This window comes from Halorubrum sp. FL23, from assembly GCF_052439115.2.
GTDB classification, from domain to species: Archaea; Halobacteriota; Halobacteria; order Halobacteriales; family Haloferacaceae; genus Halorubrum; species Halorubrum persicum.
Map to the genome: position 1 here is coordinate 120,600 of NZ_JBQVRO020000006.1, position 17,273 is coordinate 137,872.

Below are 17,273 nucleotides of genomic sequence, written 5' to 3' on the forward strand. Positions count from 1 at the left end.
GACGCACGACGAACGCGCGACGAGCGAACGATGAACACGCGACGGAAGCGCGACGAGAGCGCGACGGAGCCGGTGAGCGAGAGATACTTGTCGCCGCGATTTTAACGCCGATCATGGACAAACAGGCCGTTCGCGAGGCCGTCTGGGACGCCTTCGAGGACCGCGGCGAAGCCCGGTTCCCGTTCCCGCCCCACGACCGCATCCCGAACTTCGCGGGCGCCGCCGCCGCGTGCGATCGGCTGACCGACACCGACGCGTGGGCCGCGGCGTCGACGCTGAAGTGCAACCCCGACGCGCCGCAGCTCCCCGTGCGCCGCGCCGCGCTCCGGGCCGGGAAGACCGTCTACGTCGCCCAACCGCGGCTCCGCGACGCCGACCCGTTCCTTCGGCTCGATCCCGAGTCGCTCGTCGACGCCGAGAGCGACGGCGACGCACCGCCCGACGCCCCGACCGTCGACGACGCCACGACCGTCTCCGGCATCTCCACCCACGGGACGCCGGTCCCGCCGGAGGAGGTCCCGCACGTCGACCTCGTGGTCGCCGGTTCGGTGGGCGTCACGACCGACGGCGCCCGGATCGGGAAAGGCGAGGGGTACAGCGACCTCGAGTGGGGCGTGCTCAGCGAGCTGGGCGCCGTCGACAGCGAGGCCCCCCGCGCCTCTGGCGGCGAGGGACAGAGTCCCCCTGGCAACCGAGCTTCGCCCGGTGACAGTCGGTCGGAGCCCGACGACGACGCGACCGTCGTGGCGACCACGGTCCACGAGCTATCGGTCCTCGACGGCCCCGAATCGCCGGTCGCCGACGCCGCGGAGCTTCCCGCGCCCGACGCTCACGACGTACCGCTCGACCTGGTGGTCACTCCCGAGCGGACGGTCCGTACCGACACGCCGCACACGCGTCCGACGGGAATCGACTGGGACGCGCTCGACGACGACAAACTGGACGCGATCCCGGTGTTGGCCGAACGAGCCCCGGAAAGGGAGTGAGGCGCGGCGAAGGCGGACGCTGCGGGAAGGGCCGGAGGCGAGACGGGGGGACAGGAGGGTAGGAAAGCGAGAGCCGCGAAACCGACCGGCCGATCGGACCGCCCGTTCAGTCGGCCCTTGGCGCCGGGGCTGACCGCTCCGTCCGGTGGTCGGCGACGTGACCGCACTCCGGACAAACGATCGTGCGCTCGTCGCCGTCGCTGACGACGAGCCACCCCTCCGAAACGGGGTTTTCGAAGCTGCACTCCGCACAGAACAGGACCGACTTGCCGCGAACCGACCGGGGACCGTTGGCGTCTGCGTTCATGGATAACCTCAGTATCCGGAGGTATAAGGGTCTTTTTCGACCTGATCGTTCGGTATGGTCCGTATTGTCACGGACACATTGTGCACAAAATCGCCTGAAACGGATCGAACGTTTCGGAATGCCGGAGAATGGTGATCGCTGCGCTGCGCAGGACCTCTCGTTCCGGACGTATCTACCGCGCGAGCGGCATGTTGTAGCTCGTCTCTTCCTCCATGACGAGCTCCCACGTCGCCTCACACTCGCAGGACACCTGCTCGAAGACGCTCGGGTCCTGCCGCTTGTCGAAGTCCTTGATCGCGGTTTGGACGCGGTCGTCGCACTCGCCGCAGTTGTGCGCGCCCCGGTCGGAGCCGTGACCGACCGGATCCGAGACGACGATGGCGTCGACGTCGGCGGTCGCTTCGAGGACGTGCGCGACCGACCAGAGCCACGGCGGACGGTACCCCCCCTCGAAGAACAGCTCGTCGACCATCGTGTACCGCTGGACGTTCGTCGGGTTCATCGAGACGGTGTGGCACCCCTCGACCGCGGCACAGCGCCGGATCGAGTCGATCATGTCGGCGGCGGCCTCCGGCTCCGCGAGGAAGGGCGGCTTCATCAGGAGGTACGCCTTGATCCCCACGTCGGCGTCGACTGTCTCGTCGGCCGCGGCCGCCTCGGCACAGGCGTCCTCGAAGTCGGCGAAGTCGAAGTACTTGTTCACGCAGTCGTGGCGGACGCGGTCGGTCGCGGTCTCCAGCCCGACCGCCACGTCGGTCGCGATGCCGCGGTCAGCGAAGTCGCGGACCTTCTCCCGACTCACGAAGTCCGGCAGCGACTCGACGACGATCCGGTCCCGGTCCGCGAACGTCTCGGCGATGGCCCGTCGGGTCTCCGCGGGGACCTCGCGCTCGTCGAGGAACGAGCCGGAGGTGTAGATCTTGATCAGCTCGGCGGGCGCGTCCGCCTCCTCGCGCTCGTGGTCGAGACACACCTCGATCTGGTTCATCAGGGCCTCGTGGCTCACGCTGCCGCCCTCGACCGACTCCGCGACGTAGCCGCACATGGTACAGCCGCCGGCGCGGGCCCACCGACAGCCGCCCGTGTTGAGGATGATAGTCAGGGAGTTCACCACGCCGTCCGGCGTGTTGTCCTCGTCGATCCACACGCGGGTGGGCTGGGTCGGGTCGTACGTCTCCGAGCGCTCGGCGCGGATGTCGCGCATCACGGCGTTGTGCGCGTCCATCCCGCGCCCCTGCTCGTACGCGTCGGGGCTCGGCTTGCTCATTACCGGAGGAAGCGGACGAGCGCGTAAAGCCGTGTCGTCATCGCCGCTCGCCGCCGGCGCTCCGCGGGTAACCGGCGCCCGCGAGGACCGCCGCGCCCCCGATCCCCGCGCCGACGGCGTTGACGGCGGCGTCCCCCCACGCGAACGACCGCCAGGCGATCGGCGCCTGGACGAGTTCGACGCCGAATCCGACGGCGACGGCGACACCGATGCCGACCGCGGCCGCCGCGACCGATTCTCGTCCCGATCCGATCGCTGTTCGGGTCGCCAGCGCGGCGAGGACGACGTACCCGACGAGGTGGAACGGGGTCGTGAACCCGATCCACGCGGGAAGCGCGACCCCCGAACCGCCGCTCCCGGACCCGACTGCCGGGACCGGGACGAGCGACGCGATGACGACGAGCGCTGCGAACGCGGCGGTGGACCGCCACGAGCCGCCGAGCCGCTTTCGACCGTGGCGGTCTCGCTTCCGCCGTGTGGCCGCGTCGTCGGAGTCGTTCACGCTTTCGGCTCGGTCCCGATCGGGTTAATCCCTTCTCGACGCCGTCGCGGCCGACCGCCCCCAGAGCATCGATCCGCCGACCGAACACGCACCGCAGCCGGGAGGAGGACCGGATCTTCCCGACGCGCTGTAACCGATCTTGGTTGCGTGACCGAATTAACAACTAACACGGTACGGCCCTAATATAATGAAAGAGCATTACATGACTAAAATGGGCGGCTACAGAGACCGAGTTGCACAGATCGATCTCGGGGATGGAACGGTCGAGTACCGCGGGATCGACGACGACGACGCCAAGAAGTACATCGGCGCGCGCGGGCTCGGCGTGAAGTACGTCTTCGACAAGGGGCCCGACGTGGACCCGCTGGGGCCGGAGAACCGACTGGCGTTCATGACCGGTCCGCTCACGGGCACCCAAACCGTGATGAGCGGTCGGATCGCCCTGGTGACGAAGTCCCCGCTGACGGGGACGGTCACCGACTCCCACCACGGCGGCTGGTCCGGGGCCCGACTCAAATGGTCCGGGCTCGACGGCCTCCTACTGGACGGCGCGAGCGACGAGCCTGTCTACCTGTTCGTCGAGGACGGCGAGGTCGAGGTACGCGACGCCGCCCACCTCTGGGGACAGGGCGTCCACGACACGATCGACCAGATCGGCGAGGAGGTCGACGGGAAGGTCGGTCGGAACGTCTCCGTGATGGCGATCGGGCAGGGCGGCGAGAACGAGGTGCGCTACGGCTGCGTCATCAACGAGGACGACCGCGCCTCGGGTCGCGGCGGCACCGGCGCCGTGATGGGCTCGAAGAACGTGAAGGCCGTCGTCGTCAAGAGCGGCACCGACATGCCGAAGCCGGCCTCCCCGGAGACGTTCCAAGAGGGGTACCAGCAGGCGATGGAGGTCATCCGCGAGTCCGACGTGACCGCGCCCAACGAGGGCGGGCTCTCGATGTACGGCACCAACGTCCTGATGAACGCGACGGAGGAGATGGACGGCCTCCCGACGAAGAACGCGAAGTACACCTCGACGGAGGCGTACCACGACGCCGAGGGCACCGACATCGAGGCGGAGCGCGTCTCCGGCGAGAACGTCCGCGAGAACATCCTCGTCGACGAGCCCACGTGTCACTCCTGTCCGGTGGCGTGCAAGAAGGAGGTCGACGTCGACGTCACGCACAAGGGCGAGGACATGAACGTCCGCACGGAGTCGTACGAGTACGAGTCCGCGTGGGCGCTCGGGCCGAACTCCGGCCACTCCGACCGCGACGAGATCGCGCTGATGCTCCAGCGCTGTAACGACCTCGGCATCGACACCATCGAGGCCGGCAACATGATGGCGATGGCGATGGAGATGAGCGAAGAGGGGAAACTCGACGACGTCGGCCACCTCGACTGGGGCGACTCCGAGACGATGATCGATCTCCTCGACGAGATCGGCCACCGCTCCTCGGACCTCGGCGACCTCCTCGCGGAGGGGCCCGAGCGCATCGCCGACGCGAAGGACGCCCACGGCAACAAGCTCTCGGTCAAGGGCCAGACGATGGCCGCCTACGACCCGCGCTGTATGAAGGGGATGGGGATCGCGTACGCGACCTCCAACCGCGGCGCCTGCCACCTGCGCGGCTACACGCCGGCCGCCGAGATTCTCGGCATTCCGGAGAAGGTCGATCCGTACGAGTGGGAGGGCAAAGGCGAGCTCACCGCCACCTTCCAGGACCTGCACGCCGTCTCCGACTCCTTCGACATCTGCAAGTTCAGCGCGTTCGCGGAAGGGATCGAGGAGTACGTGCTCCAGTACAACGGCATGACCGGCCGCGACGTCACCGAAGACGAGCTGTTCGAGGCCGGCGAACGGGTGTACAACCTCGAGCGCTACTACAACAACCTCGTCGGCTTCGACGGTGCCGACGACACCCTGCCGAACCGCTTCATCGACGGGCACCCGGACGCCGTCCCCGGCACGGGCGCCAGCGAGGGGCAGCTCTGCGAGCTCGACGAGATGAAGGCGGAGTACTACGAGACCCGCGGCTGGGTCGACGGCGTCGTCCCCGACGAGAAGCTCGAAGCGCTCGGGATCGACATCGGCCCCGGCACCGGCGTCTCCGCCGGCGACTCCGCGGCTCCCGCCGACGACTGACGACGGTCGCGTCGCCGCCGCCGCTCCGTTTCGCGCCCGTTTTTAGTATCTCGCCCCGATAGCGGAGGGTATGCCGCACGACCCGCTCTCGCCCTCCGACGCCCTTCGAACGCCCATCGGCGCGGCGTTGGCCGCCCTCTCCCTCCTCGCGCTCACGTACTCGGCCGTGATCGTCGCAGAACTCCTCCTCGGCGTTCTGATCGGCGTGGGTCTACCGTTCGGACTCTACCTCAGCTACCGGACGCTCGCCGTCTTCGACTCGATCGCCGACGCCGCCCAACGGGTGGCCGACACCCGCGAGCGCGAAGCCGACGGCGCGTCCCGGGTCGGCTCCGCGACCGAGCGCGAACCCGACTCCGACCGCGACTCCGCCCCGTCGCCGCCGTCGGACCGGGTCAGGGAGCGCGAGCGATAGGGCGCGACCGCCCGGCGCTTCGGACTCCGATTCGCTTCCCGCTCAGAACTCGAAGCCGACGGCGTCGCGGTGGGGCCGAATCGGACTCATCGGGTACGGCGGCGACGCCTCGGGGTCGTTGAACGGTCGAGGGGCCACGTCGTTCGGTCCGTCCGGGTAGAAGAGCGCCGCGAGCGTCTGGATCGCGGTCCGACCGCTGGCGAGTTCGAACTGGCCGCCGCCGTACAGGTCGATCCCCTTCGACCGACAGTGCGCGATCGTCTCGAACAGCGACTCGAGCGTCCCGAACCGGGAGGGCTTGATGTTGCACCACCCCGGCTCGACGGGGAGCGATTCGAGGCTCTCGACCCCGTCGATCGGGTAGTCGAAGGAGAGTCGGTCGGCCTGCGGCTCAACGAGCGGGCGCGTCTCGGGCGTGAACCCGGGGTCCTCCACGACCGCGGCCGGGAACGCGGCGAACACGTCGCGGTACAGCTCGGGGTCGGGCTCGACGTCGACGTCCGTGTCCTCGTACCACCCTTTCAGATCGAGGATCCGGACCGCGTCGGTTTCTCTGAGCGTGACGAACGCCTCCTCCGGCCAGTCGGGCGTCGGGTCGAGCTTGAACTCCAGGTCGTCGTCGAGCGCGAGGAGCTCTTCGACCCGGTCGGTCGTCGGCGGCTCCCCGAGGCGCGTCGAGACGACGAACCGGACCGGCTCGGGCTCGATCCCGAGCCGCTCGCCGAGCGACACTCCACGCTGTCGGAGCGCGAGATCGAGCGCGGCGCTCTCGACCGCCCATCGCCTGTAGTTGCGGAAGTACGCTCGTTCGGGGGGTTTGTGCGCGAACAGGTCGATCTCGTCGAGGCGCGCCGACAGCTCGTCGATGGTCCACTCCCCCTCGATGTCGATGGGGTCGGTCCCGACCAGCGCGGCGTGGTCCTCGGTCTCGTACGTCACGTCCTCGCCGCGTCCGACGACGCCGTCGCCGGCGAGGCGGAACTCGGTGGTCGTTCGCTCGAACCCGCTCGTGGTCTCGCCGGTGTACCGGCGGCGCTCAACCGACTCGATGGTCACGGTGAGGTCCGCGATCCGCTCGTACGCGCTCATGCCCGACCCGACGGTCCGGGAGGACTTAAACGGGGGACGCCGCTGGCGGCGTCAGGCCGTCTCTCCGGATCGGCGCCGGAGCGTGGCGACCCGCGTCGCGAGCGCCCAGAACAGGGGGATCACGGTGAGCGCGACCGCGCCGGCCGCCGCGACCTGCAACACGGTCGTCGTGAACCACGGCTCGGCGTCGGCGTATGGGATCGAGGTGTGGGTCACTTCGCCGATCACCGGGACGAAGTAGTCCATCAACAGGTCGACCGTGTACCACGCGGTCGCGACGCCGACCGCCTTCAGCGGGAAGTCGGTGATCCGGTGGAGCACGAACGCCTGCACGACCATCCCGAGGTGGCTCACGAAGAGGAACGCGTACATCGCGGGGCCGGAGTTCGCGAGGAACGCCGGCCAGAAGACGACGAGGACGTACGGGGTCCAGAGCCCGAGCTTGATGTTCCCGAAGAAGGCGAGCGTCGCGAGCGTGTCGCTCGAGCGGCCGACCCCCCACGCCGCGAGCGCGAGCGCGATCAGCAGCGTCGCGCCCGGACTGTCGGGGATGAACGGCCACATCTCGACCGGAAGCTCGCGGAACTGGAACCGGTAGTACCAGAAGCCGAACGCGGTGCCGAGCAGGTTGATGGCGACGATCACCCAGATCAGCCGGAAGGCGATGTCCTCCAGCGGCTTCGGGAGCGGGGCGAGCCACCGCGGCAGCGACTCGCGGTCCGGGGGATCGCGGCCGAGCGCGCCGACGATATCCATACGGTCGGCTCGGACCGGGCGGTCAAAGCCGTGGCGGTCGCGGAGCGGACGGCCGCGAAGCGACGGCGGCCGCGGGGCGGTCGGTCGCGGAGCGGGCAACTCCGGACGAAAAGGGCTATGCGTCCCCGGCGGGAAGGCGACGGTATGCGCCCGCGAACGCTGCTCGCGCTGCTCCTCGTCGTCCCCCTCGTGGACGCGCTGTTCCTGATCGTCGTCGCGACGCGGCTGGGGTGGGCGGTCACGGTCGCGCTCGTCGTGTTGACGGCCGTCCTCGGGATGCTCCTCCTCCGCGCCGAGGGGCGCGCGACGCTCGCACGGGTTCAGCGCAAGCTGGCCCGCGGCGAGCCACCGACCGACGAACTGCTCGACGGTGGCCTCCTGATCGCCGCCGGCGCGTTCCTGCTCACGCCGGGACTCGTCACCGACGCGGTCGGCTTCCTGCTCGCGCTCCCGCTCTCGCGGGTTCCGATCCGGATGGCCCTCAAAAAATACGTGGTCATCCCGTACCTCGACAGCGAGACCAACGGCTTCACCACCGGCAACGTCTACATCGGGGGGTTCCCCGGCGGCGACGGTGACGGTGACGGCGCCGGTGCCGGGTTCACGATGGGCGGCGGCGCGTTCGGGGGGAACTTCGACGCCGACGATTTCGACGGCGACGGCTTCGACGAGGGTCAGTTCGACGGCACCGACGACTTCAACGGCCAGCGGTCCGCCGGTGACGGCGCCGGCAGCGACTCCGACGGCGACCGCTTCGACGACCCGGACCACGCGGACGACGTCGTCGACGTGGACTTCACAGTCGAAGACGAGGAGACCGATCGAACCGACTGAGACGCCGCCGTTCGCGGGCTGTCCCCGCCGCGTGAGCCGTTTCTCCCGTGATCGAAAACCGGCTGACTGCGGTCGATTCGCGAAAGGAAACCCTTAAAATCCTACCAGCGCAACGATTGAATGCGCTCACCTGGGCCAATAGCTCAGTCAGGTTGAGCGCTCGGCTGATAACCGGGAGGTCCACGGTTCAAATCCGTGTTGGCCCACCTACAACGTCCACGGTCTTTGGCCGTGGCGTGTTAGGGGCCGGGAACTCCCCAGCCACCTAATTCGGTTGTTCTACTCCACTAGAGACTCCGCTAGCGTGTCTCGCTCGTGTAGGAATCACGTCGGTAGTCTCGGTCGCCTTCCGTCGGCGGTACCGATGTGACCTCGGAGCGGGGGTACTCAGATCTCACCGTCGCCGGAGCAACTGCGCCCAGTGTGACGCACACGTCCCGAGCGACGTCCGGTGTACTCTGGGAGACTTCGGATGGCTGTCCGCGGCTTGTGTGATAGCCGGCAGTCACCGATGCTTGTCGATCCACCCTGTCGTCGGGCTCCGTCTCTTTGAGTGCCCGTCGGGAGTGAGAGGAAGCCGAACGTTTCGGAGTTTCTGACGGCTGATTCCGCGATGACTCAGCAGTTTAACACCAGTCGTTGGTTGGATACAGCGAGAAAATGAAAAAGCGACCGCGACGGAAACGCTAACTTAGTTAGCTGAAGTCGACGGTCTGCTGGAAGATCGTGTTCCCACTCGGATCGTGGATGATGCGAACAGTTTCCTCCTGATTAATTGTTGCATTTCCTATAGATACGCCCCTACTTTCTCCAGTCCGCCAACGTCCCTGACTGAACTGGCCTTCTCTGGTCCCATTGACAGAGACCGTGAGATCGCTCGCTTCAATCGATTCTCCACCGGTCTTTGTGAAGTTGATGTTATCGGTGTCTACGCTGTCCACGGTGAACGACGCCTGCGGTGCAGTATCGTTCAGCGAGTCGCCGAGTCCGAGCACGAACGTCCCGATGACGGCGGCCAGGATCACGGTAATTGCGACCATGAGGATAACCCCGATAACGGGACTCACACCACGGTCGTCCTTGCTGAATAGCTTGCTTGATTTCATGTTTGAACCCAGCTGGGGCCGAGGCGCGATCCCGAATCTCTGTGGGGACGCGTCCGTCGGGTCACTGGCTAGTTTAGCTTAAGTCACTCTGATATTTATAAACGTTGACCCAAATCTCATAGGTGAAAACCCACCAGCCATATTCATTGGCGATCCGGTTACATCGGCGTAATATCTCTGCGGCCTAACTCTCGTCCGGACCTGTGAGGGGCCGAGTGTCTCCTGACTCTTCGTTCGTGTCGAGAACTCGAACCGTAGCGGTCGCTCGGAGGTGAAGGTGCTTGCGCTCACCGGCGAACGCGGGGGCCCTACGATGTCGATCGGCGACGGGATCGTCGCTCGTTGTATTCGCCTTGCTGGTGGGGCGACTCAGGCCCGAACGTCGATATCCGCGAGTTCCCGCGCGAGGTGCTCGGCGATCGACACGTCCGCCTCCTCGACGAAGCGCGCGACCTCCTCGCCGCCGGCGGTCTCGACGACGACCGTCGGGATCAGCCGGATGTCGTACTCGTCGACGCCCTCGCCCTCCTTGCCGTTCGGCCCCTTCGTCACCGGGAAGTCCTCGATCCGGTCGTCGGGGACGCCGGCCGCGTCGAGCGCCGCGCCGAAGTCCGGGAGCTGTCGTTGGCAGTCGCCACACCAGTCGCCGCCCCACACCTTGAACCGGTAGTCGTCGGCCGCGAGCGCGTCCAGTACGGCGGGGTCGATCTCGTCGGCGTCGCCGGCGTCGGGAGCGAGCGTTTCGAGGGTCATACGCCGTGGTACGCCGGCGACGCATGTAAACGCCGCGTCGGTGGCAACGGGTCGGCCCGCCCTCGCCGGACACGACTCGCCGGACACGACTCGCCGGAGTCCGCTGGGCATTTGGGTGCCGCCCCCGTGGGTCGCCCATGGACGATGACGTGTTGGACGGGCTCGGATCGCCGCTCGTGCGAGTCGACTCGCCGTCGGAGACGACCGTGGCGGCGAAGGTCGAGTCGCGCAATCCGGGCGGCTCCGCGAAGGACCGCCCGGCGCTGTACATGGTCGAGGCCGCCGAGGAGGCCGGCGAGCTGACGCCCGGCGACGGGATCGTCGAACCCACCTCCGGCAACACGGGGATCGGGCTGGCGATGGTCGGCGCGGTGAAGGGGTACGACGTGACGCTCGTGATGCCGGACGGGAAGTCGATCGAGCGACGGCGGCTCATGCGCGCGTACGGCGCCGACGTGGATCTCGTCGACGGCGACATCTCCGACGCCAAGGACCGCGCCGACGCGCTCGAACGCGACGAGGGGATGGTCCAGCTCCGGCAGTTCGACAACCCCGCGAACCCGCTGGCCCACTACGAGACCACCGGCCCGGAGATTCTCGATCAGGTGGCCGACCGCACCGTCGACGCCCTCGTCGCGGGCGTCGGCACCGGCGGCACGCTCACCGGGATCGGGCGGCGGCTCCGCGAGGCGTTTCCCGACGTGCGGATCGACGCGGTCGAGCCGAGCGACAACGCCGTCATCTCCGGCGGCGAGCCCGGTGTCGACGAGTTCCAGGGGATGGGTCCGGGGTTCGTCTCGCCGAACCTCGACACCGACCTGATCGACCACGTGCACACGGTCGACATCGAGAGCGCCGAGACCGAGTGTCGCCGGCTCGCCCGCGAGGAGGGGCTGCTCGTCGGCCAGTCCTCCGGCGCCTCCAACCTCGCGGCCAAAAACGTCGCCGCCGAACTCCGGGAGTCGGGCGCGTTCGCCGGTGATGAGCCGCTCGTCGTCACCGTCTTCTGGGACAGCGGCGAGCGCTATCTCACCGCCGGTACCTTCGACGAATAGGCGCCACTCCACCGTCTTAGCCCCCCGTCAGTGACCGATCGCGAGGTGGCTCTGTAGAGTTGTACAACATTTATCTGTTGACAGGTGTCACTCCGGATGTGGATTCCGTCGCGTCGCCCTCCGCCCCGACGGGTGGGATCGAACGCCTGTCGGCTTGCACTCCCCCTGCCGCAGCGCTCCGCGCTCGCGGTCCGTCGCCGCCGTTTCACCATCAGTATCAATGTCACCGCGCCCTCCTGCCGACGATACGGACGAACCGTCATCAGACGAGGACCAATCCGATCGGCCGCCGACCGATCTGACGCAGCGGACTCCGGCTCGGTCGTGGGTTCTGCTCGGTGTCGTCGGACTCGTCATCATCGCGATCGGGTGGTTCTTTCGACCGTGGCTTCACGGCCTCGTCTACACCCTGTACACCACGCCGCTGTTGCTGCTCGGCGTCGCTGCTGGCGCCCTCGCCGCGTGGGCCACCGCACGTTCGGGCGATCGGATTGCGACTGTCGTCAACGCAGTCGCCAGCGACGAGCAGACGATTACGCCGCTCCGTGTCGGGATGGTCACCTTCGTGCTCGTGGCGTTCGCGCTGCTGCCCGTCGCAAACGCGGTGGCCGGCGTGACCCTGAGCGACCAGACGATGGGAGAAACGGCCACCGTTGAGCGACTCGACAACGTCGATGCGGACAACCCGCGGATCGTCACGCGGGCGGTCGCGGATCGGTACGCCTCGAACACGCTCAACCGACCACAGTACCGGGTCGGCGAGACCGACATCAGCGTGGTAAACGGCACGCCCTACTGGGCGGCCCCGCTCGCCCCGGATGGACTGTTCAACATGATCACGAAGGGGCAGCCCGGGACCGTTCTCGTCGACATGACGACACAGGGAGCGAACGTGCGGTCCGTCGACGGCGAACTCGAAACCGGCGTCGGAACCATCTTCTACCGGAACTACCGGTGGGAGCTCCTCAAATCGCAGTCGTACCTCGTCGACTACGGCGACCCTAAGATGGTCGTTCACGACGGCACCCAGTACATCGTCGTCCCCTACTCCGAGCCGCAGTTCCACCTGACGCCGCTTCCGCACTCCACGCCGAGGTGGGGCGGCGTCGCCGTCATCGATCCGAGCGGCTCGATCGATACCCTCTCACCGAGCGAGGCCGCGGACACCCCCGTTCTCGACGACCAGCAGCTGTTCCCGGAAGACCTCGCGCTCCGAGCGGTCGGAGCGACGAAGTACCGCAACGGGATCGTCAACACCTACACGAGCCACGAGGACGAGATCGAGATCGCACCGCTGCCCGGCGACGAGAACGACCAGCCGTTCTTCGTCCTCTCCGAGTCGGGCCCGCAGTACGTCGTCGCCGTCGAGCCCTACGGCGATGCGCAGGGTCTCCAGGAGCTGTGGACGATCGACGGGCAAACGGGCGACTTCGAGCGGTACGTGCCGAGTGACTCGCTGTTCGGTCCGCAGCGAGCGGCGGACCTCGTGCGGCAGTCGGCGCCCCAGACGGACTGGGACCGGTTCGACCCGGCCGAACCGATCCTCACGGTCATCGACGACCGAGAGTACTGGCAGGTGCGCGTCGTCCCCGAAGACAACAGCGGGATCGCGTACGTCGCGTTCGTCGACGCCCGGTCCGGCGATGTCGACTCGTTCGCCGAAACCGACGCGATCACCGCGTTCCTCAGCGGCGAGACGCCCGCCGAGACCCAAACCGAAGCGGGACCGAACGGAACGGATGCGAAGGTCCCCGCGGTCGTCGTCCGACGCGTCGCTGCAAACGGAACCGTGATCGAGACCATGGAGGTGTACGACGACGAATCGGTCGAGGTCCGGACGCCGACGAACGCGTCAGCGTCTGGTACCGGGAACGCCACCACCCGAGCGGTCGCGGGTTAGGCCGCGGCGCGTGGCTCGCCGATTGACGGCGGGTACGCCGTCTCCGAGCACTCAACGGCCCTCGACGACACTTCTGATCCGGACGTTGATTACTCTCCGTCCCCCAGTTCGGTCGTGAGAACCCATCCCGAATCGTTCTCCGGTGCGCCCGGCCCCGGAGCCGACGCCGACGCGAGCGACCGCCGGTTCGACGGGCCGTGGCTGCGGTTCCTCGCGGTCGCCGCCGCCGGCTGGACGCTCCTCTACGCGATCGACTGGGCGTTGCTCTCGGCAGGCACCCCGACGGGCGCCGCCGTCGCGTTCGCCCACGGCTACCTCCTCGCGCCGCTCGCGACCGCCGCGATCCTCCTCGACGCCCTGTCGCTCGACGAGCGCGGCGTCGCCGACCTCGGGCTCTTCAAATGGCTGTACGCGCTGGTCGCGCTGCTCGCGCCGCCGGTCGCGATCGTCTACTACGCGCACCGCGAGTGGCTGAAGCCGGGGGACCCGTCCCTGCTCGGAGGGCCGTGATGGCGGAGGACGTGGCCGTCGGCACGGTCCGCGACCTCGTCACCGCCTCCGAGAGCGGTGCGCCTCCCGAACTCCGGGACGCGGTCGAGGTCCGTCCCCACGGGATCGCGGGAGACCGCTACCACCGCGGTGGGGGCACCTTCCAGCTCGACGCCTGCGCGGTCACGCTCGTCGCCGCCGAGGCGCTCGATGCGGTGCGCGAGGAGACCGGCATCGACGTCTCCGACGGGCGCCACCGACGCAACGTCGTCGTTGCGGGGTTCGGCGCCGGAATGGACGACCTGCTGGACGCGACCGTCGCGGTCGGCGAGGCGCTCCTCCGCCCGACCCGCCGGCGCCCGCCCTGTGCCCACGTCGAGGAGCTAGCGGGTGCGGACGGGCTCGCCGCGGCGCTCAAACGGCGCGGCGGGCTCTGCTGTGACGTGCTCGAACCCGGTCGCGTCGCGGTCGGCGACCGGGTCGAACTGCGGGAGGCCGACCCCCGGACCGCGGGCGCAGCGATCGCGGAGCGACTGCAGTCGCGCTCGGCGGACGGGACCCGCTCCGCCGATTCGGACGAGTCGACCCGTTCCGACCCGCACGGGGAGTAGGCGCCGGCGTCACCGGCCGGAACCGAAAGCATTGAGCCCGGACCGGCCGGACGAAACGACAGTGACGGTCGGATGAGCTGGCAGTACCGGCACACGGTGCTGTCGCTGTGTATGCTCGCCTTCCTCGTGACGTACTTCGCCCGGCTGGCTATCAGCCCCGTCGTCCCGCTGATCGTCGACGACTTCGCGGTGTCGAACACCGCCATCGGAGTCGCGCTCTCGGGGATGTGGCTGGCGTACGGCGCGGCCCAGTTCCCGAGCGGCGTGCTCGCGGACCGACACGGCGAGCGACTCGTGATCCTGGTCGCCGTCGGCGGCACCGCGGCGATGAGCGTCGTGCTCGCGCTCGCGCCCGTCTTCCCCGCGTTCGTGCTGGCGGCGGTGCTGTTGGGGCTCGTCGCCGGACTCCACTACGCGGTGGCGACGACGCTGCTCTCCCGGACCTTCGACGACCTCGGGACCGCGATCGGGCTCCACTCGGTCGGCGGCCCCCTCGCCGGGCTCGTGGCCCCCGTCGCCGCCGCGTGGGTCGGGGTCCGGTTCGGGTGGCGCCCCGCGGTCGCGCTGGCCGCGCTGGTCGGCGTGCCGGTGTTCCTGCTGTTCGCGTGGCGCGTGCGCCCGACGGAGCCGCGGCGCCCGGACCAGCCGATGCGGGAGCGGTTCGCGCTCGCGCCGCTCGTCGAACTCCTCTCGCGCCCCAGCGTCCTCCTCCCGCTGTTCGTCGCGATGACCGGGACGTACGTGGTCCAGGGTGTGATGTCGTTCCTCCCGACGTTCCTCGTCGAGTTCCGCGGCTACTCGCCGTCGCTCGCCGCCGGGGTGTTTTCGGCGTTCTTCGTCGTCCGCGCCGTCGCGCAGGTCGGGCTCGGACGGCTGTCGGACCGGGCGGGCCGCGACGTCGCTATCGGCTCGGCGATGCTGGCGGGCGCGGTTGGGACCGCCGCCTTCGTCTTCGGTCCGGGACTCGCCGGCGTCGCGGTCGCGGTGCTGTTGGCCGGCTCCGGCGCCAGCTTCTTCTCGGCGATCGATCCGCGGTTCATGGACGCGCTGAGCGACGCGGAGCGCGGCGCCGGCTTCGGGCTCGTCCGGACGGTTTACACCGTGATCGGCTCCGCGGGCTCGTTCGGGGTCGGGCTCGCCGCCGACCTGTTCGGCTGGGGCGTCTCCTTCGGGATCTTGGCGGTGTTGTTCGGGATCACGTTCGCCGCGCTCGTCGCGAACTGGGCGCTCGGGACGGGATACTGACCCGGTACGCGCCGGTCTGAGCGCCGGTACGCGACCGGCCTGAATGTCTACGCCCCCGGCCGAACACCCGTGCGGCGGCGTCGCACGCGACCCGAAACTACGAGTCGATCCGGGACGAATCCCGGCTGTGCACGACTACCACGTCCATTCGAACTACTCGGACGGCGCGTTTCTCCGCCGGATGGTGGACGCCGCCGCCGAGGCGGGAGTCGACGGGGTTGGGATCGCCGACCACTGCAACGTCTCGCCCGACCCGAGCGCGGAGCGGTTCAAGCGCGCGCTCGGCTTCAACCTCGACCTGACGTACGAGCGGCGGCGCGAGGCGATCGAGGCGCTCCGCGGGGACCCCGCCGTCGAGGTCGACGTGTTCGACGCCGTGGAGATGGACTACGACCCGGACCACGAGGCGGCGATCGCCGACTTCCTCGGCGAGGCCGGGTTCGACTACGCGATCGGGAGCGTCCACGACCTCGACGGCGCGAACGTCCACACGCGCTCGCACTTCGCCGACAAGCCGGCGGGGGAACGGCGGGCGCTCGTCGACCGATACTTCGAGAAGCTGGTCGCGCTGGTCGACGCCGAGCTGTTCGCGATCGCCGCGCACCCGGACCTGATCGAGCGCAATCCCCACCTCCGCGGGTTCGCGACCGAAGACCACTACGCGGCGGTCGTCGAGGCGTTCCGCGACTCGCGGACCGTTCCGGAGATCAACGCCGGCCGCCTGCTCGACGACTACGGTGAGTTCCACCCGGCGCCCGCCTTCCTCGACCGGCTCGCCGACGCCGGCCTCCGGGTGAGCGTCGGAACCGACAGCCACGACCCGGATGTCATCGCGCCCCGGATCGACGAGATCGAAGCGGAACTCGATCGCCGCGGGCTCGACCCCGTGCGGGTGGACGAGGTAGCCGCGGACTGAGCGACGCCTGGGGTTACGCGTCGGTGGTCTCGCCCGGGTGTGCTCGATGGGTGACCGGCCCGCCTGCGCCCGCCCGATCAGTGAACCGTCCGGTCGTCGTCGGTGTCGATCTCCTCGATCGGGTCGGCGTTGCCGAAGTCGGGCGTCGGGCCGTCACCCGGATCCGCCCACTCGACCGCGTTCCGGAGCACCTGCCGCACGTCGTCGTCGTGGTAGATCGGGTACGTCTCGTGTCCGGGGCGGAAGTAGAACACCCGCCCGTTCCCGCGACGGTAACAGCAGCCGGAACGGAACACCTCGCCCCCGGCGAACCAGGAGTTGAACACGAGCGTGTCCGGCGCTGGAACGTCGAACCGCTCGCCGTACATCTCCGTCTCGCCGAGTTCGATGTACTCGCCGATCCCGTCGGCGATCGGGTGACTCGGCTCGACCGCCCACAGTCGCTCGGTCTCGGCGGCCTCCCGCCACTTGAGCGAGCAGCTGGTGCCCATCAGCCGCCTGAAGACCTTCGAGTAGTGTGCTGAGTGGAGCACCAACAGGCCCATGCCGTCGAGGACCCGCTCGTGGACGCGATCGACGACCGCGTCGCGCACCTCGTCGTGGGCCGCGTGCCCCCACCACGTGAGCACGTCCGTGTCGTCCAGCACGTCCTGGGTGAGCCCGTGGTCCGGCCCCGCGTCGAGTGTCGCGGTGCGGACCTCGTGACCGGCCCCGCGGAGCGCGTCCGCGATGACCGCGTGGATCCCGTCGGGGTACACGTCGGCGACCGCGTCGCTCTCGCGTTCGTGCCGATACTCGTTCCAGACCGTGACGCGTGCCATGCGTTCGCTCCCCGCCGAACCGACTTGTAGGCTCGTATCGGCGCCGAACGACCGGAACACCCGCGGCGGGCCGGTGATCGAGAACGC

The 17,273-nt window shown here is 68.8% G+C and carries 18 protein-coding genes and 1 tRNA gene; 11 read left to right on the forward strand and 8 right to left on the reverse strand.

The window, feature by feature from the left end; translation table 11 throughout:
- Window positions 1–113 precede the first annotated feature (113 nt).
- Window positions 114–986 carry a 5-formyltetrahydrofolate cyclo-ligase gene (locus ACT4MF_RS09370; protein WP_444682445.1) on the forward strand — a complete coding sequence of 291 codons (873 nt, stop codon included), beginning with the start codon at window positions 114–116 and terminating at the stop codon, window positions 984–986.
- 106 nt (window positions 987–1,092) lie between these two features.
- Here the strand turns inward: ACT4MF_RS09370 and ACT4MF_RS09375 are convergent, their stop codons facing one another.
- The 3 genes from ACT4MF_RS09375 to ACT4MF_RS09385 all read right to left on the reverse strand — a co-directional run bounded on the left by ACT4MF_RS09375 (window position 1,093) and on the right by ACT4MF_RS09385 (window position 3,062).
- A complete protein-coding gene (locus ACT4MF_RS09375) occupies window positions 1,093–1,293 on the reverse strand; it encodes a DUF8106 domain-containing protein (protein ID WP_099254853.1) in 201 nt (66 codons plus the stop codon).
- Between the two features lie 172 nt (window positions 1,294–1,465).
- Window positions 1,466–2,560: an archaeosine biosynthesis radical SAM protein RaSEA gene (locus ACT4MF_RS09380; protein ID WP_444682444.1), complete on the reverse strand. Its 1,095-nt coding sequence runs from the start codon at window positions 2,558–2,560 to the stop codon at window positions 1,466–1,468.
- A gap of 37 nt (window positions 2,561–2,597) precedes the next feature.
- Window positions 2,598–3,062, reverse strand: coding sequence for a hypothetical protein (locus ACT4MF_RS09385; protein WP_444682443.1), 465 nt, complete (start codon window positions 3,060–3,062; stop codon window positions 2,598–2,600).
- A gap of 202 nt (window positions 3,063–3,264) precedes the next feature.
- On the opposite strand from ACT4MF_RS09385, the gene ACT4MF_RS09390 reads away from it, so the two are divergent.
- Window positions 3,265–5,196: an aldehyde ferredoxin oxidoreductase family protein gene (locus tag ACT4MF_RS09390; RefSeq protein ID WP_444682523.1), complete on the forward strand. Its 1,932-nt coding sequence runs from the start codon at window positions 3,265–3,267 to the stop codon at window positions 5,194–5,196.
- A gap of 70 nt (window positions 5,197–5,266) precedes the next feature.
- Window positions 5,267–5,611: a DUF8066 domain-containing protein gene (locus ACT4MF_RS09395; protein WP_444682442.1), complete on the forward strand. Its 345-nt coding sequence runs from the start codon at window positions 5,267–5,269 to the stop codon at window positions 5,609–5,611.
- A gap of 42 nt (window positions 5,612–5,653) precedes the next feature.
- Here ACT4MF_RS09395 and ACT4MF_RS09400 read toward each other — a convergent pair whose 3' ends face one another.
- Both ACT4MF_RS09400 and ACT4MF_RS09405 read right to left on the reverse strand, forming a co-directional pair.
- On the reverse strand, window positions 5,654–6,700 hold the full coding sequence (locus ACT4MF_RS09400; RefSeq protein WP_444682441.1) for a hypothetical protein: 1,047 nt from the start codon (window positions 6,698–6,700) through the stop codon (window positions 5,654–5,656).
- A 51-nt stretch (window positions 6,701–6,751) separates the two neighbouring features.
- A complete protein-coding gene (locus ACT4MF_RS09405) occupies window positions 6,752–7,456 on the reverse strand; it encodes a DUF1405 domain-containing protein (RefSeq protein WP_099254597.1) in 705 nt (234 codons plus the stop codon).
- Between the two features lie 144 nt (window positions 7,457–7,600).
- On the opposite strand from ACT4MF_RS09405, the gene ACT4MF_RS09410 reads away from it, so the two are divergent.
- Window positions 7,601–8,290 carry an FxsA family protein gene (locus ACT4MF_RS09410; RefSeq protein ID WP_099254598.1) on the forward strand — a complete coding sequence of 230 codons (690 nt, stop codon included), beginning with the start codon at window positions 7,601–7,603 and terminating at the stop codon, window positions 8,288–8,290.
- Between the two features lie 132 nt (window positions 8,291–8,422).
- Window positions 8,423–8,496, forward strand: a tRNA-Ile gene (locus tag ACT4MF_RS09415).
- 489 nt (window positions 8,497–8,985) lie between these two features.
- On the opposite strand, the gene ACT4MF_RS09420 is transcribed toward ACT4MF_RS09415, so the two are convergent.
- Complete coding sequence (locus tag ACT4MF_RS09420; protein WP_444682440.1) at window positions 8,986–9,396, reverse strand: type IV pilin domain-containing protein; 411 nt, start codon at window positions 9,394–9,396, stop codon at window positions 8,986–8,988.
- A 369-nt stretch (window positions 9,397–9,765) separates the two neighbouring features.
- Window positions 9,766–10,149, reverse strand: coding sequence for a TlpA family protein disulfide reductase (locus tag ACT4MF_RS09425; RefSeq protein ID WP_099254600.1), 384 nt, complete (start codon window positions 10,147–10,149; stop codon window positions 9,766–9,768).
- A 137-nt stretch (window positions 10,150–10,286) separates the two neighbouring features.
- On the opposite strand from ACT4MF_RS09425, the gene ACT4MF_RS09430 reads away from it, so the two are divergent.
- The 6 genes from ACT4MF_RS09430 to ACT4MF_RS09455 all read left to right on the forward strand — a co-directional run bounded on the left by ACT4MF_RS09430 (window position 10,287) and on the right by ACT4MF_RS09455 (window position 16,365).
- A complete protein-coding gene (locus ACT4MF_RS09430; protein WP_099254601.1) occupies window positions 10,287–11,204 on the forward strand; it encodes a PLP-dependent cysteine synthase family protein in 918 nt (305 codons plus the stop codon).
- 220 nt (window positions 11,205–11,424) lie between these two features.
- The gene (locus ACT4MF_RS09435; RefSeq protein ID WP_099254602.1) at window positions 11,425–13,104 is read left to right on the forward strand and encodes a hypothetical protein; all 1,680 of its coding nucleotides are present in this window, start codon (window positions 11,425–11,427) and stop codon (window positions 13,102–13,104) included.
- A gap of 114 nt (window positions 13,105–13,218) precedes the next feature.
- Window positions 13,219–13,614 carry a hypothetical protein gene (locus tag ACT4MF_RS09440; RefSeq protein WP_099254603.1) on the forward strand — a complete coding sequence of 132 codons (396 nt, stop codon included), beginning with the start codon at window positions 13,219–13,221 and terminating at the stop codon, window positions 13,612–13,614.
- Entirely contained in the window at window positions 13,614–14,204 is a 591-nt protein-coding gene (locus tag ACT4MF_RS09445; protein WP_444682439.1) for an MOSC domain-containing protein, read from the forward strand. Before ACT4MF_RS09440 ends, ACT4MF_RS09445 begins: the two co-directional genes overlap by 1 nt.
- 72 nt (window positions 14,205–14,276) lie before the next feature.
- Window positions 14,277–15,449 (forward strand): MFS transporter, encoded by a 1,173-nt coding sequence (locus ACT4MF_RS09450; RefSeq protein WP_444682438.1) that lies wholly within the window; start codon window positions 14,277–14,279, stop codon window positions 15,447–15,449.
- Between the two features lie 127 nt (window positions 15,450–15,576).
- Entirely contained in the window at window positions 15,577–16,365 is a 789-nt protein-coding gene (locus tag ACT4MF_RS09455; protein WP_099254606.1) for a PHP domain-containing protein, read from the forward strand.
- A 77-nt stretch (window positions 16,366–16,442) separates the two neighbouring features.
- Here the strand turns inward: ACT4MF_RS09455 and ACT4MF_RS09460 are convergent, their stop codons facing one another.
- The gene (locus ACT4MF_RS09460; RefSeq protein ID WP_099254607.1) at window positions 16,443–17,186 is read right to left on the reverse strand and encodes a ThuA domain-containing protein; all 744 of its coding nucleotides are present in this window, start codon (window positions 17,184–17,186) and stop codon (window positions 16,443–16,445) included.
- Window positions 17,187–17,273: the final 87 nt, after the last annotated feature.

Coding starts and splice junctions, on each gene's coding strand:
- ACT4MF_RS09370 (WP_444682445.1), top strand. CDS start 114: ATGGACAAACAGGCCGTTCGCGAGGCCGTCTGGGACGCCTTCGAGGAC.
- ACT4MF_RS09375 (WP_099254853.1), bottom strand. CDS start 1,293: ATGAACGCAGACGCCAACGGTCCCCGGTCGGTTCGCGGCAAGTCGGTC.
- ACT4MF_RS09380 (WP_444682444.1), bottom strand. CDS start 2,560: ATGAGCAAGCCGAGCCCCGACGCGTACGAGCAGGGGCGCGGGATGGAC.
- ACT4MF_RS09390 (WP_444682523.1), top strand. CDS start 3,265: ATGACTAAAATGGGCGGCTACAGAGACCGAGTTGCACAGATCGATCTC.
- ACT4MF_RS09395 (WP_444682442.1), top strand. CDS start 5,267: ATGCCGCACGACCCGCTCTCGCCCTCCGACGCCCTTCGAACGCCCATC.
- ACT4MF_RS09400 (WP_444682441.1), bottom strand. CDS start 6,700: ATGAGCGCGTACGAGCGGATCGCGGACCTCACCGTGACCATCGAGTCG.
- ACT4MF_RS09405 (WP_099254597.1), bottom strand. CDS start 7,456: ATGGATATCGTCGGCGCGCTCGGCCGCGATCCCCCGGACCGCGAGTCG.
- ACT4MF_RS09410 (WP_099254598.1), top strand. CDS start 7,601: ATGCGCCCGCGAACGCTGCTCGCGCTGCTCCTCGTCGTCCCCCTCGTG.
- ACT4MF_RS09420 (WP_444682440.1), bottom strand. CDS start 9,396: ATGAAATCAAGCAAGCTATTCAGCAAGGACGACCGTGGTGTGAGTCCC.
- ACT4MF_RS09425 (WP_099254600.1), bottom strand. CDS start 10,149: ATGACCCTCGAAACGCTCGCTCCCGACGCCGGCGACGCCGACGAGATC.
- ACT4MF_RS09430 (WP_099254601.1), top strand. CDS start 10,287: ATGGACGATGACGTGTTGGACGGGCTCGGATCGCCGCTCGTGCGAGTC.
- ACT4MF_RS09435 (WP_099254602.1), top strand. CDS start 11,425: ATGTCACCGCGCCCTCCTGCCGACGATACGGACGAACCGTCATCAGAC.
- ACT4MF_RS09445 (WP_444682439.1), top strand. CDS start 13,614: ATGGCGGAGGACGTGGCCGTCGGCACGGTCCGCGACCTCGTCACCGCC.
- ACT4MF_RS09450 (WP_444682438.1), top strand. CDS start 14,277: ATGAGCTGGCAGTACCGGCACACGGTGCTGTCGCTGTGTATGCTCGCC.
- ACT4MF_RS09460 (WP_099254607.1), bottom strand. CDS start 17,186: ATGGCACGCGTCACGGTCTGGAACGAGTATCGGCACGAACGCGAGAGC.